11 protein-coding genes and 1 pseudogene are annotated in these 13,447 nt (G+C 39.9%); 11 read left to right on the top strand and 1 reads right to left on the bottom strand.

Annotated elements, in window-relative coordinates:
• The first annotated feature begins 128 nt into the window (after window positions 1-128).
• The 9 genes from L5L94_RS08270 to L5L94_RS08230 all read left to right on the top strand — a co-directional run bounded on the left by L5L94_RS08270 (window position 129) and on the right by L5L94_RS08230 (window position 9,932).
• Complete coding sequence (locus tag L5L94_RS08270) at window positions 129-3,170, top strand: hypothetical protein (protein ID WP_263162465.1); 3,042 nt, start codon at window positions 129-131, stop codon at window positions 3,168-3,170.
• Window positions 3,171-3,307: 137 nt separating this feature from the next.
• Window positions 3,308-3,904 carry a hypothetical protein gene (locus L5L94_RS08265; RefSeq protein WP_263162462.1) on the top strand — a complete coding sequence of 199 codons (597 nt, stop codon included), beginning with the start codon at window positions 3,308-3,310 and terminating at the stop codon, window positions 3,902-3,904.
• On the top strand, window positions 3,901-5,784 hold the full coding sequence (locus tag L5L94_RS08260) for an FHIPEP family type III secretion protein (protein ID WP_263162459.1): 1,884 nt from the start codon (window positions 3,901-3,903) through the stop codon (window positions 5,782-5,784). Before L5L94_RS08265 ends, L5L94_RS08260 begins: the two co-directional genes overlap by 4 nt.
• A gap of 4 nt (window positions 5,785-5,788) precedes the next feature.
• Window positions 5,789-6,835: an EscU/YscU/HrcU family type III secretion system export apparatus switch protein gene (locus L5L94_RS08255; RefSeq protein WP_173497956.1), complete on the top strand. Its 1,047-nt coding sequence runs from the start codon at window positions 5,789-5,791 to the stop codon at window positions 6,833-6,835.
• Window positions 6,828-7,670 (top strand): OmpA family protein, encoded by an 843-nt coding sequence (locus L5L94_RS08250; RefSeq protein ID WP_219235006.1) that lies wholly within the window; start codon window positions 6,828-6,830, stop codon window positions 7,668-7,670. The genes L5L94_RS08255 and L5L94_RS08250 overlap by 8 nt, the downstream gene beginning before the upstream one ends.
• Window positions 7,660-8,055: a hypothetical protein gene (locus L5L94_RS08245; protein ID WP_251071130.1), complete on the top strand. Its 396-nt coding sequence runs from the start codon at window positions 7,660-7,662 to the stop codon at window positions 8,053-8,055. Before L5L94_RS08250 ends, L5L94_RS08245 begins: the two co-directional genes overlap by 11 nt.
• On the top strand, window positions 8,042-9,046 hold the full coding sequence (locus tag L5L94_RS08240) for a hypothetical protein (protein ID WP_219234901.1): 1,005 nt from the start codon (window positions 8,042-8,044) through the stop codon (window positions 9,044-9,046). Before L5L94_RS08245 ends, L5L94_RS08240 begins: the two co-directional genes overlap by 14 nt.
• 13 nt (window positions 9,047-9,059) lie before the next feature.
• Window positions 9,060-9,713 carry a hypothetical protein gene (locus tag L5L94_RS08235; protein WP_219234903.1) on the top strand — a complete coding sequence of 218 codons (654 nt, stop codon included), beginning with the start codon at window positions 9,060-9,062 and terminating at the stop codon, window positions 9,711-9,713.
• Complete coding sequence (locus L5L94_RS08230) at window positions 9,714-9,932, top strand: FliM/FliN family flagellar motor switch protein (protein WP_242068362.1); 219 nt, start codon at window positions 9,714-9,716, stop codon at window positions 9,930-9,932.
• A gap of 596 nt (window positions 9,933-10,528) precedes the next feature.
• Here L5L94_RS08230 and L5L94_RS08225 read toward each other — a convergent pair.
• Complete coding sequence (locus L5L94_RS08225; protein ID WP_263162451.1) at window positions 10,529-11,077, bottom strand: transcriptional regulator; 549 nt, start codon at window positions 11,075-11,077, stop codon at window positions 10,529-10,531.
• A 1,146-nt stretch (window positions 11,078-12,223) separates the two neighbouring features.
• Between L5L94_RS08225 and L5L94_RS08220 the strand changes: the two genes are divergently transcribed.
• On the top strand, window positions 12,224-13,144 hold the full coding sequence (locus tag L5L94_RS08220; protein ID WP_173248252.1) for a LysR substrate-binding domain-containing protein: 921 nt from the start codon (window positions 12,224-12,226) through the stop codon (window positions 13,142-13,144).
• 22 nt (window positions 13,145-13,166) lie between these two features.
• A pseudogene (locus tag L5L94_RS08215) lies at window positions 13,167-13,274 on the top strand (transposase); the annotation flags it as partial.
• Between the last annotated feature and the right edge of the window lie 173 nt (window positions 13,275-13,447).

The raw sequence follows: 13,447 nt of genomic DNA, 5'->3' as shown, positions 1-13,447 counted from the left end.
AGAGTGTCTCTACTGCCCCTAGTATTTTGGAGACGGAAGAGCCTCATTCTAAAGTTAAGCCTAAAAAGATTAAAGAAAGCACTAAAAAATCAAATAGAGTGAGCACAGAGAAAAAGGCTAAGTTTCATTTGGCTGCGATCGCCGGTGCCGTAACAATCGGTACTGTGTTAGCTCCCTTCACCTTAGGATTTAGTTTATTACCGACGGTATTTGTGGTGATGTATGGTAATGCATCTGCGATAGCTATGTATGGTGGATCCCAATTTGTCGCTGGCGATAAAGAGAAGAAAAAAGCCCCGTTGGAGCCGCCTAAAGTTGATGCCCCCAAAGATTTACCAACTAAGCGCCCTTTTCATTTGCCTTCCCTGGCCGAGCTACCGGAACCTAAGCATACAGAAGATGTGACGGACAAAGACACCGAACGCGGAGATGTTTTTAATAACTGTTTTAACAACGTTAGTAACTTTCATAACAGTTGGTATGTCTTTATTAACTCTTCCAAGGATCCAGACATTAATCTGGTTTCAGAAGATAAAGTTAAGACCCCTAACGAGTCGCATGTTAATAATATCGGCACGCAAACAACTGATGCAACATCGATCGGGCGGGTCACGTTACCCTTTGCTGATGCTGCTGAAGTCACTGTTGTCGAGACGCCAGTTAAGGAGCGTCAAGCGCGATTAAAGACGTTAATATCTGAGTGCCAAGAGCAAGCAGATCCGCAGCTGGTAACCTTATTCAATTTACTTCTAAGCGGGGATGATGCATGTGCTCAAATGGTCGAAATAAAAGGGAAAGATGGTGCTACAGCGTATGCTGTTATTCCTAATAGTGAATCATTGGTTATTGATGAACACGATCGTGCGACGGGATCCGATTTACCTAGGCTTTTAGCAGGTACAACAACGAAAATCACAACGCCAGTTGCGACGCAAACGGACGATACACCTGCGACAGTGACGGGCAACGGTTCGCCATCGATGACAGATGATGGCACGCAAACCGATTCGCCTACAGCCGTCGCAGAAACACCGACGAATGCGGGGACACCTGCTCGTCCGCCTGTCGCGGCGAAGACCACAAACACGCCAGTAACGTCACAGACGGATGGCGTGCCTACGGAAGACACCCCTGCGACAGAAGTGCCTGAGGCGAATGCTGCGCAAGGATACACCGGCCGTAAATGGGAGGTGAGTAGTTCTACACCAGTAAATCTGAGTCAGGGTGCGCAAACGGGCAGCAATTATACCCAAGGACCTAGACATAATCTTGGGACAATCCCAGATGCAGCGACTGGTCATCCCGGTGGTCCCGCGGCTGGCAATGGCAGCGGAACAACCCCACCAGTGATGGGCAACGGTTCGCCATCGGTGGCGGATGTAACAGATGATGGGATTCAAACCGATGTTCCGACAGCCGTCGCAGAAACACCGACGAATGCGGGGACACCTGCTCGTCCACCTGTTGCGGCGAACACCATAAACACGCCAGTAACGTCACAGACGGATGGCGTGCCTACGGAAGATACCCCTGCGACAGAAGTGCCTGAGGCGAATGCTGCGCAAGGATACACTGGCCGTAAATGGGAGGTGAGTAGTTCTACACCAGTAAATCTGAGTCAGGGTGCGCAAACGGGCAGCAATTACACCCAAGGACCTAGACGTAATTTGGGGACAACCCCAGATGCAGCGCCGAGTACCGCGACTGGTCATCCTCGTGGTCCCGCGGCTGGCAATGGCAGCGGTACAACCCCACCAGTGATGGGTAATGGTTCGCCATCGATGACAGATGATGGCACGCAAACTGATGTTCCGACAGCCGTCGCGGACACTCCGACGAATGCGGGTACACCAGCTCGTCCGCCTGTCGCGGCGAAGACCACAAACACGCCAGTAACGTCACAGACGGATGGCGTGCCTACGGAAGACACCCCTGCGACAGAAGTGCCTGAGGCGAATGCTGCGCAAGGATACACTGGCCGTAAATGGGAGGTGAGTAGTTCTACACCAGTAAATCTGAGTCAGGGTGCGCAAACGGGCAGCAATTATACCCAAGGACCTAGGCGTAATCTGGGGGCAACCCCAGATGCAGCGCCGAGTACCGCGACTGGTCATCCTCGTGGTCCCGCGGCTGGTAATGGCAGCGGTACAACCCCAGCGGTAACGGGCAACGGTTCGCCATCGGTGGCGGATGTAACAGATGATGGCACGCAAGCCGATGTTCCTACAAATACAGGTACACCGGCTCGTTCGCCTGTCGCGGCGAACACCACAAACACGCCTTCAATGTCACAGACGGATGGCGTGCCTACGGAAGATACCCCTGCGACAGTGGTGCCTGAGGCGAATGCTGCACAAGGATACACTGGCCGTAAATGGGAGGTGAGTAGTTCAACACCAGTGAATCTGAGTCAGGGTGCGCAAACGGGCAGCAATTACACCCAAGGACCTAGACGTAATTTGGGGACAACCCCAGATGCAGTGCCGAGTGCAGCTACAGCTCATCCTCGTGGTCCCGCGGCAGGTAATGGCAGCGGTACAACCTCAGCTGCAACGGGCAACGGTTCGTCATCGATGACGGATGTGACTGATGGTGAAGTCGGTGTTGTAGCAACGTTAGTTAATACATTAACCCCAGTGTCGACTGAGACAGCTGGTCCTGCTATTGCCGCTGAGAGTCAAAAAAGTACTGCTAAACCACAACTTGACCTAGGTAAGATCGAATCGCGCATAGTAGGTCGAGCGGGGGGACATATTCAACATAGGGTACCTAAGTTCTTAGATCGTCCAGAGGCTGGCACGTTAATGGGATCTTGGCGACCTATACCTGAGTCTTTACGAGGTAAAAAAGATTCTGCTGAATTTGAAGAGTGGCGAAAACAAGATTTAGGTCAGTATTTGAAAAGTTTGAATTCGAAGGTCCTGTTGACTCAAGGGGCTACCAGTATGCGGGGACAAAATCATTTTGCCGGTAAATTAAATAATTTAAGGGATCGGGCCGAGATTAAGTCGCAGTTAAATCCCGTTAATCGAATGAATAAATCTGATTACCAGCAAATTTCAGGGTTGGATCTAGTGTCGACCGGACGCTCATATTTACTCGGGACTGCCAGTGGAGAACTGATTGTTACCTCTCCGGTTGTTCGAAGTAATCTGGTTTTAGCGCCTTGAATCAATAGCTAACCTCCAGACTCTCCATCAATTGAAAAGATTAAATCATAAGAGTTCAGGTTTAATCTTTTTTTTTCTTTTGTAGTGAGATTTAAGGATTTAGTAAGCTTAAATTCTAAACCAGAATGAGGTATGTCTTGTATATAGAAATCAATTCATTGCATCGATTAGTTCCACAGATTGCATTTAAGAAAGAGCGTCACTCAAACGTAATAAAGAAGTCTGATCTTCTTATTTATAACGAGGCTAAGGCGTTATTATCTGCTTTAGAAGAGAGAGTCGAGCAATACCAGCAAATGCTTGAAGAGCAAGTGGTGCAACTGATCGAGGAGAAAGAGCAGGCGCTCAATCTTCACGCTAATAATTTATATAATGAGATAGAAGAAGAATTTCAGGTTAATCAAGAGCGTTGGTTTGACGAAGCCAATCAACAGCTTGTCGATATTGTTGAAGAACAGTATCAAAGTCTTAGTTTGTTGAAAGATGAATTGAAAAACCGACTCGCTGAAACCGTAAAATTGCGTTTAACAGAACTGAGTCTTAATGAGTATTTAATCGGACATCTTGTGGACTTACTCCATGCTGAAATAGACGATCAGGCAAGACATTTGTCTGTAGAGTATACCTATGTCAATGGATTCGCCGTGCTGACGATAGAGAATGACGACAAGATTATTAGCATAGAAACTCAGTCGATTGTTGAAGCACTACGGACTAGCTTGGAGACGGTATGATTAAGCGTCTTCGTCGGTTTCCAATCAAGTTTAATCCCAGCAGTGTGATTCTCGCATTTGCGTTGCCAACTATTATTTTGTTCACCCTTCCCGGAGTGGTGATCGATCTGTTTATTTTAATTAGTTTTATTAGTTCAGTATTGCTGCTGGTTATCATGCTTGAGAATGATCAACCTCTAATGGTGACATTTTTACCAACGGTCGTATTGTTACTGACGACCTTTCGCTTGTTATTGTCTATCGCAACGACCCGAAACATTATTGCGAATGAAGATGTAGGTAATGTGATTGAAACCGTGGGGGAGTTTGTGATGGGAGGGAACCTTATTTCAGGGTTACTCATCTTTATCATTATCACCATAGTGCAATTTTTAGTTGTTACCAAAGGTGGCGAAAGGGTCGCGGAAGTGGGGGCCAGATTCTCTCTGGATGCCTTACCTGGTAGACAAATGACGATTGACGGCGATTTAAAAAGTGGTCTTATTACAGGTGAACAAGCACAAAAGTTACGCTCTGATTTAAGCACCGAAAATCGGCTATTTGGTTCGCTCGATGGGGCAATGAAATTCGTCAAAGGTGATGCTATTGCTGGTATTTTGATCAGCTTGGTTAACCTGTTTGGTGGCATTTATGTGGGGGTTAATCAGTTTGATCTCTCGCTATCTGAAAGTGTTAGCCGATTCTCTGTACTGACGATAGGTGATGGTCTTGTCTCGCAGATCCCCAGCTTATTGTTATCAATCGCTTGCGGTGTGTATCTCACGCGTATTAAAGGGGATGAAGAATCTAGTTCATTTATGGGGCAGATGGCAAAGCAGGTTAGCCGTTTTTGGAAAAGCCTGTTAGTTATTGGAGCCTTGATTTTACTACTCGGTCTACTCAGTCCAAGTCTGTTCTATGTGTGTATGACGTTATTTATCTTATGTACACTGTCAGCGTTCTTACTGTGGCGAGTGCAAGGCAAGCCAAAAACTGTCGTAAATACAGGCATTGCCGGCAGTGGACTATATGAATCTCTTACATTTGTGCTAAGGGAACCTCAGCATTGCACCCTAGTAGAAACTAGTCTTGTACAGATTGAAAAAGCACTTTGGGGCCAAGCCCTTGGCGCCCCTATTATCACAGTAGATGAGCAACTTACTGTTGATATAGAAGTTCATATTTCGGGTATTCGTATTTATAGCTTCTCACATGATGAGTCTGCAGAGCTAATCGAAGTACTTGGGGACGAAATTTTTGTTAGCGATGCTGCCACCCAAAATATCGCTACGATTGTGCAATATTTTTTACGGAAATGCTTAGTTGAAAAGTATAATCTTCAATACACCAGCAATATTATTGAAGGACTTGCAAGCCAAAGTGAAGTGATTAAAAACGAAATCGACTCGGCACTTGGTTTGAACCGTGTCCATGATGTGATTAAAGAAATGATCCGTGCTCGCGAGTTTTATCTCGATAGGGTGACTTTCTTTGAGGCATTAATTTATTGGTCTCGTATCGATAATGAGTCTAAAAATTGGCTCAATCGGATTCGAAATCAAGCAAGATATGAAATCACCTCACGTTTAATGAATTCTGAGGGAAAAATCTATGTTGCGCTATTGAGTTCTGAACTAACCGAGTGCATTGAAACCTTTGTCATGGGGGAGAGTGAGGATTTAGATAGCCTAATTGAGCTTCAGTCAGCATTACGCCAGGAAGTTCTGCGAATGACCTCACTATATGGAAGTAAGCCGACTTTAGTTGTGAACGATAATGAAATTAATTCGGTTAAATCTTTCTTCCAGCAGGTGGTATCAACTATTTCAGTATGTAGCCATGGTGATATAGCTGATCCAAGTTGTGTTGTGAGTTCCGAACCACTACAAGTTTTGATCTAAATTTATGTCAAACGAATCAACTGAACCCAAAAAATATCCGCCAACGGAGAAGAAGCTTCGGGAGTTAAGAAAAAAAGGTCAGTTTCCAAAAACTGAACTAGCAGAACCGACCATGGAGTTAGTGGTATTTGCAGTGATATTTATTGGTACAATTTATTTTATTTTTGATTCGTCAAATGATTGGTTTGAGGTAATGTTATATGCAGATATACAGACAGGCTTAGACATTATTTACACTGTGATTGCGTGGGGTATATTCATACTGCTAATGATTAAGCTCGTCATGGCAGCTATTAGTTGGGTAATGCTAAATAAGAATGTTATTAATACTGAGTCATTAGGTCTTAAAATGGAAAAGATTAGCCCAGTTACGGGGGCTAAAAATATATTTGGAATTGAGGCAATATCCCGTTCATTACGTAAGGTGCTAGAGTTAACGTTTTTGTTGTTTTTGCTTAAATATGTTTTTGATATTGGTGGCGCAGAATTGACTAGGTTGGCACAAATAAACAATGTGTCATACTTTATTTATAATCTAATGCTGTATGTGGGTTTGGTTTCCTTATTGTTTTTTGTTTATGGCGTAAGTTTAGGTTGTGTAGATTTTATGGCTGAGAGTTATCACTTTAATCATAAAAACCGTATGACGTTTACTGAAATGAAAAATGAAATGAAAGAAACTGAAGGCTCGCCAGAAATGAAGTCTGAACGCAAACGGCAAATGCGAGAAGTCATGGATGCGCCAATGACTAAAGGGCGTACACCAACTTTTGCTATTGCAAATCCTACGCATATCTTAGTGCCTATTTGCTATGACTGCATGATAGATAAAGTCCCTGTCGTGCTCAAGATTACAACTGAATCATTTGCATTGGATGAACGCCGTAGATTAGAGGCGCTTAATATTCCGATTTTGGAACATATAGGGCTTGCAAGGGCATTCTATAAAAGTATGCGTACTGGTGAAGACTATATTCCTAAAGAGTTTTACCGCCATATCGCTTTTATTCTCTTAGAATTAAATAAGCAGGAAAGTGCAAAAAATGTTTAGAAATTGGCTTTGGATAGGGGTGATAGTTGGACTCACTTCATGTGCCCAGAATGTGAAAGATGATTCAATAATATGGGATCATGAATGGAAACAAGATATTTATAATTTACTGTTTTCTGAGATTGATGATGTAGATCATCTACGTTATTGGGTAAAGAGAATACCTGAATATGTAGATGGTTCACCACATCAGACGACATGTATTGAAGTTTCTACGCCTTCTCATCCAAGTCGGCTATATCTCGCTAATTTACATACCTATGCGTTAAGCGAGGTAAGCAGTTGTCAAGGTGACTATTGGCTCTATTCAAATCTTATTAATGTAGTGAAGGGTAATAAAGTTTCTGGCAGTGACCGTTCAACTGCCGCTGATACGGGTCGATCTATAGCAGGTGATCGTTGGAGTTCGGACGATGGGAAATATTGGATAGTAGACGATCAATCATCATGCGCATTAGATAATAGATTCGATATTTGTCGTACTCAGTCTAAACACGTACGTTTAGTATTTAATGAGCTATTTATGGTGAATGAATCAGTTCTGACACCAGATGGTAGAAATATGTTGGTTCGCATGATTGAAGATCTGCGTGGAAAGCCAATAGAAAGCATATTGGTTTATGGCATTGCTGATTCATCAGGAGCTTATGAGAGTAATCGACATCTAGCTGATGCGCGCGCTAAAAGCGTGAAATACTTTTTACAAACTGAAGGTATGAGAGATACGCCCATTTTTTTACGCGGTAGTGTTGAAAATGGTTTACCTACTGCTGAACAGCGTATTACTCAGCGCCGCTTTATGATTGAGATGAAGTTTAATTACGATGAAAAATAAAAAATTTACCTTATTTATAATGGAATTTACCCACTTAGTGCAAGCTTCAAGCCTATCGCTAGATGAACACCAAGCATTATTATGTCATTTTGGTGATGTAAGCTGCCGCATTGAAGATGGTGCTCGCGTTGGCCTTGCCAACACTATCTTGATTATGGTTGAACTCGATATTGAGCATTTCCCTGCAGATACTGCGTTAAAGATAAATGCTAATTTTTCATTAACATCGGGTGGATATATTGCTAAGTTTAAGTCGAATGATTATTTCTATGTGCGTAATATGCCTTTACCGGACCATCCTCAAGGTTTATTAAAAGCGTTGAGTGATACTGTGAGTATTGCAAATATATTGAGAAAAGAGTTGAACTTGCATGTGGTTAGTTGAATTCGTTGATGGCCACCTGCATGGCGTAATATTACCAGTCGAACCAAAACTAGTTATTACAGGGTCAAATAAAGATATAGATGCAGAAACGCTTTATGTTCCAGAAATTTTGCCTGTAAGTACTCGTTGGGACTTTTGCAATGATAAAAATATCATCTGTATTAGAGGAACAAGAAAAAACGACCGATTAAAAAAACTGAAGTCAGGCCGTATCTATCGCTTAAGAGGCATAGCCTTTTTTGTTTATCAAGAAGGTAAACGTAAACCACAATGGTTAAGCTATCTAGCTCGAAAATATCAAGCACTCATTATGTTAACTTTGTTGCTTAATGCTGGATTGGGTCTAGGTATGTGGATGGTATATCAAGCTAACCAGTACACGCAAATTGCAGAACACTTAACTCAACTCAATGGTAGTTACGTCAAGAATGGCAAGCTTAAGGTGCCCAATAGCGCCTCCTTTTTGTTGTTGCCTGAGGCTTTGCAAGCAAATGCTGAGATTGTTGAAGCAAATAATTTGCAAATTCTCTCACAACCTGTTGTGGAATTAGTCTCAAGCGATTCGAAGCAGCCTGTTAGTTATAAGGTAATAAATAAAGTCGATCGTGATCAAATCCAGGTTGAGACCTTTGAAACTGATAATCGAGTTATGGCTGTGTTAGGTGAATATGGTTTGTCGTTTAATAAGATAAATGATACTTGGTTTGTCAATGATAACGCCAAAGCTGCAATTGTGCTAAGAGCTAATGGGCTACAGGATATTATCCCATCCGTTTCAGTTCGGAATGATAGCACTCAAGTTATTGATAATGCCAACTTTCCATATTCAATCTTTTACTCATCGACATCAAGAGGGTATATATATGACGACAAGTATCGATATTGGGTTGGTAGTAATGTACCACTTCTAGGTGTGATTCAGTCTATTTCACGTAATAAGGTCATTTTTAAAGACCGCAATCAAACACGCGTATATTTTATTCAATCATAATAGGAAAACTGAAATGCTAGATATTCAAGCTAGATCTATGACCAGTGCTATTCCCACTCCTGAGTCCGAGGCTATGGCGCTCGAATTGGCCTTGAACCAGCTTCCCATAGCGACTAAAGCGGTTAAAGCATCATCTTCAAATTATTTATTTTCAGCGGGCAATCGAGACCCGTTGAGTCTGATTGATACAATTCTTTCAAAATATATTTCAGAACAGACAAAAAGTGCTGAAGCTAAAGCTGACAATATTTCATTAAAGTCAGAGGCCATTGCCGAAATTAACCGCCTATGGGGGTTAATTATGAGTGATAGATTACCGAACACTAAACCTGGTGATGATAAAAGCACTAGGTTAAATAATGGCAGTGCCGACGTTGAAGGATCTGCAGCGAATTTGTTGAGTAAAATAGATAACATCATTAAAACTAAACTTGGTAATTCTAAGGGCGTTGGAGAGATCGCGGGTACTGATTGGAGCACTAAGAACGTAACTTATGATCAACTCCAATCTATGAATGCAACTATGACAGCATATTGTGACACCATCCAAGTCGATTTAGATACTGAGCAACAAAAGTTTAAAAATACGATGACAGAAATTACCTCTGCTCAAGAAGAGATCCGTGATGTCCGTCGCTCAATTATTTCTATTTCTCAGGGAGGCTAAATGATGCGCATCGCGATAGATGTTGTTATTGCAAATTGCACTATGACATTGGATGAACTTAATCATTTACAAACAAGTCAAATTAAGCCAGTAAACGACTTTGTTCAATCTGAAGTATTATTAAAAAGTGGTAATGAACTGATAGCAACAGGCTCATTAATAAAAGTAGATGACCAGTTTTATGTTTCTATTGAACAAGTTAATAACATCGTGAATTAATTTATATTTTCAAGTTAAAACCTGTAATAGTTAAATTAATATAACGATTTATCTATTGGTTAAATCTATATATTTGTGGCGCATGTATATCAGAGGATATCTTGTGCCTTTATATTTTATTTATTAGTAAGGTTTTTCTGCTAACTATATTGATTGGCATTAAGAGTTTCTATATTATGCAAGCAAGTGTTAATCAATAGTTAACTTATTTAGATATAAAGCACTATGAAAAAATTTAATCAGATTTGAGTAGATGCGAAGTTAATTAGATAGACGTGTTTATTGCAAATAATTAGGCTGATAGATTTTTTAGTAAGGTACTACCTCCTATTCTAAAGTGTAAATACTCTATTCTAATTATGTATTTCGCTTGCAGATGTCTTTGGAGAACTTATTTCTGTAGAGTTAATGCGTAGCTATTCACTCTTCATCACTATATCTGAGCTAGATTTATTGACTTGTATAATATCATTAGCCAATGCCTTGGCTATATAATGCAAGTGTGTTTTGATTTTTATGGAATATATTTACAGCTCATTTTTACATGCTTATAATATATAATGAGATATTCAAACCAAAAACAGCTGTTATAGTTATTAAAATATTTTATTTATGGTAACAATAGCTACAACGGTAAACATCGATGCAAGTAGTGAAGAAATTAAGCATACTAAGAAAAAATATACATGCTTAATAGACAAATTTTCTCGCATCATTTCCGTTTTCTCTATGAAAGATGAAATCATGCCGTGATTGTTTAAAGCTTTATTTCCTTGTTCGATACTTTTGATGTCAATTATATCTTTTTTATCGGGAATTTGAATGTCCGTGGTACTTTCATCTAAAATAAGTACATAACCTTCTTTTGAAATTGTTTTGATTTCGCAAGCTAAGTTGTCGAATTGGGTAAGGATTTTTCGCAAATTTGAAATAGCTTTTGTCAAGGATGTTTCGCTTACAAATACTTTCCCCCAAACTTTTTCTTGAATATATTCCTTATCCACAACACTATTAAAATTATCACATAGTAACTTTAAGATTACTGCCTCGCGACCACCTATCTTCACTGTATTTTCTTGTGTACTAATCTGTCTTTTAAGTACATCAAATACTAACTGATTTCCCAACACATAGTTTCTTGTCATTTTTTGCCCTCTTAAGTTCACTCGTTTGATATAAGTCTAGTGTTAAGTATGATAAATGAACCCTATTCGTTTTATGAATAAGGTATTTAATGATTTTTTCTTGGTTATTAGACTAGTTTGTTTGACTGCTTTTTGCTGTGTCATTTGCTTGCCGTGCTCATTACTGTCAAAAGCAGTCTTTAGTCTATTTATGCGGTGCAGCAATTTATTCATCGCTAGTGACTCATGTTGCTATATTGTGTTTTATAAATTAATAATTAGTCATTTTATTAAGTTTAGGAGATAACTTTGTATTGCCCTCAGCACTTGATTTCTGTGTTATTCCTTGTTCGGTCATTTCAAATATTGTTGTTGATCAAGTTTAATTTACTTCAATAGTTAAACTATGCATCAATCGAAAAACACCGCCTTGTAGTAAGTTAGTAATTTATATTTTTTTGTAATTGTTTTTTTGATATTTTCGTGATTTTCTGGATAAAAATTTTCACATTTCCCAGTTGTGTCATGATAGTTTTTGGTAAATCTGCAAGTATATCGAATTGATATTTATGATTTTAATATGTACTAAACAACAAAACAATGCGTCAAGTGCTCAATAACGGAGAGGCATACTAGCGAGACTTGCTTAAAAAAAAAACTCTATTTTTTTCATGGCTATGAATTTTTTGTTCTTTTGCCCTTTAACTTGCGAAGTTGATTTTCATAACACACTGTTTTTTTGATGGTTTTCTGGTAATTATATTGTTGTATTATTTGTCAAAAACGACCTTGAGGTTGTTAAAAAATTCATTGCAGTGATTGATCTATGCCAATACACCTTCCTACAGTCAAGAGGTTTTTATCTGATAATATTTTCTGCTATAAGTCGAATGAGGTTGCAGTACACATTAGGTCTCATGGGCTAAAACTAGGAATGTCTGCGATACTAAGTCGTTGTATGCTGTAGCCAAATTTTAATAAGTCACAACGTAGTAGCAAATACCCTTATCTTAAACAAGAATTATTACTATTATTAATTGAGTGTTGTTTTGCCAATGGAGGTATTGCTTTTAAGTTCCAGTTATTACTCAGAGTGATCCTATCTACAGCTATCCTGCGTATGGAAATGTAGTAAAAAAGAAAGTCCATTATATTGAAGGAGATAGAATGAAAGCGTTGCCGAAACTAAATCAACTTAGAAATCTTAGGGCTATTATTCAACATGGAAATATTAGTGCTGCTGCACAAATGCTTCATCAGACACAGTCGACATTGACGAGAAGTATCCAGGAGCTTGAAAAGACGCTGGGTGTTACCTTGTTAGACAGAGGGATGAATAGCACTGTATTAACTAAAGCCGGCATGATGTTTGAGCCTAGAATGAATTTAATCCTGAATGAGTTAGAGAGAGCAGTTGATGAATTACGACAAATTGAGAAATTATCAGATGGGAAAATAGCTTTTGGTTGCTCTCATTTCCCTGCTACTAGTATTGTTCCTGATGTTATTAAAAAGTTCCAAGAACGCCATAATTCCACTCGGATTACTATTATTGAAGGGCAGCTTTCTGAATTACTAAGCTCTTTACGTATGGGGAAGCTAGATTTTTTTATTGGCGTTGTATCTTCCGATTTAATGCTTAATGAGTTTGTTGAAGAGAGGTTGACATCGTGTAGTTTTTCGGTCGTAGCTCGCAAAGGACATCCTCTTGCTAATAGTACTTCACTAGCTGAACTACAGGCTGCAAAATGGTATATTCCAGCTGCAAGTCATGGATATTATAGCGATTTAGAAATAGTAATTTTTCCTAATGGAGTCAAATCTTGTGGTTCGGTAATTTTTGGTGATTCAAGTGCCATCGCTCGGAAACTTGTATTAAATGAGGACTATTTGTTTGTTGGTCCTAGACCTATGTTTTTAGCTCCACATCACAAAGACTTGATATCTATTATTCCAATTAAGGATAAGCTTCCTGAGGGCCATTATAGCTTGATTTTTCCTCGTAACAAAAAATTAACTCCAGCTGCATTGAATCTCGTTAATGAAATTCGCTTCGCATATTTTGATTTCATAAAATCGCATAGCTAATTTATTAGGGTAAATCTAAATTAAGATATTTTATAGCCCTGTGGTGACGGCTCTGCAAGAACTCACCTATTACTGTGAACACTTAGAAAAACGACGGCGGCATTTTACGACAAGCTGTCAGCACTTTTAAAAAACTGACACCAAAACTATTTTAAACCGCCAACCTTTAGGCAATGAGTTGGCGCAACTTAAATACGTTATTTATGAAAGAATTAGCTCGATTTCTACCTCTATTATGTATTTAACTACTTTTAGTAGTTCTTATTAAATTGACTTCGGGAACTATCGCTCGAACGCACATAA

The sequence above is a fragment of the Shewanella sp. SM21 genome (assembly GCF_025654335.1).
GTDB classification, from domain to species: domain Bacteria; phylum Pseudomonadota; class Gammaproteobacteria; order Enterobacterales; family Shewanellaceae; genus Shewanella; species Shewanella oncorhynchi.
This window is presented reverse-complemented; position numbering and strand designations above follow the sequence as displayed.

What these genes read in the sequence shown, in the direction of transcription:
- L5L94_RS08225 (WP_263162451.1), bottom strand. Translation starts at nt 11,077, where the DNA reads ATGACAAGAAACTATGTGTTGGGAAATCAGTTAGTATTTGATGTACTT.
- L5L94_RS08240 (WP_219234901.1), top strand. Translation starts at nt 8,042, where the DNA reads ATGTGGTTAGTTGAATTCGTTGATGGCCACCTGCATGGCGTAATATTA.
- L5L94_RS08260 (WP_263162459.1), top strand. Translation starts at nt 3,901, where the DNA reads ATGATTAAGCGTCTTCGTCGGTTTCCAATCAAGTTTAATCCCAGCAGT.
- L5L94_RS08235 (WP_219234903.1), top strand. Translation starts at nt 9,060, where the DNA reads ATGCTAGATATTCAAGCTAGATCTATGACCAGTGCTATTCCCACTCCT.
- L5L94_RS08250 (WP_219235006.1), top strand. Translation starts at nt 6,828, where the DNA reads ATGTTTAGAAATTGGCTTTGGATAGGGGTGATAGTTGGACTCACTTCA.
- L5L94_RS08255 (WP_173497956.1), top strand. Translation starts at nt 5,789, where the DNA reads ATGTCAAACGAATCAACTGAACCCAAAAAATATCCGCCAACGGAGAAG.
- L5L94_RS08230 (WP_242068362.1), top strand. Translation starts at nt 9,714, where the DNA reads ATGATGCGCATCGCGATAGATGTTGTTATTGCAAATTGCACTATGACA.
- L5L94_RS08245 (WP_251071130.1), top strand. Translation starts at nt 7,660, where the DNA reads ATGAAAAATAAAAAATTTACCTTATTTATAATGGAATTTACCCACTTA.
- L5L94_RS08220 (WP_173248252.1), top strand. Translation starts at nt 12,224, where the DNA reads ATGAAAGCGTTGCCGAAACTAAATCAACTTAGAAATCTTAGGGCTATT.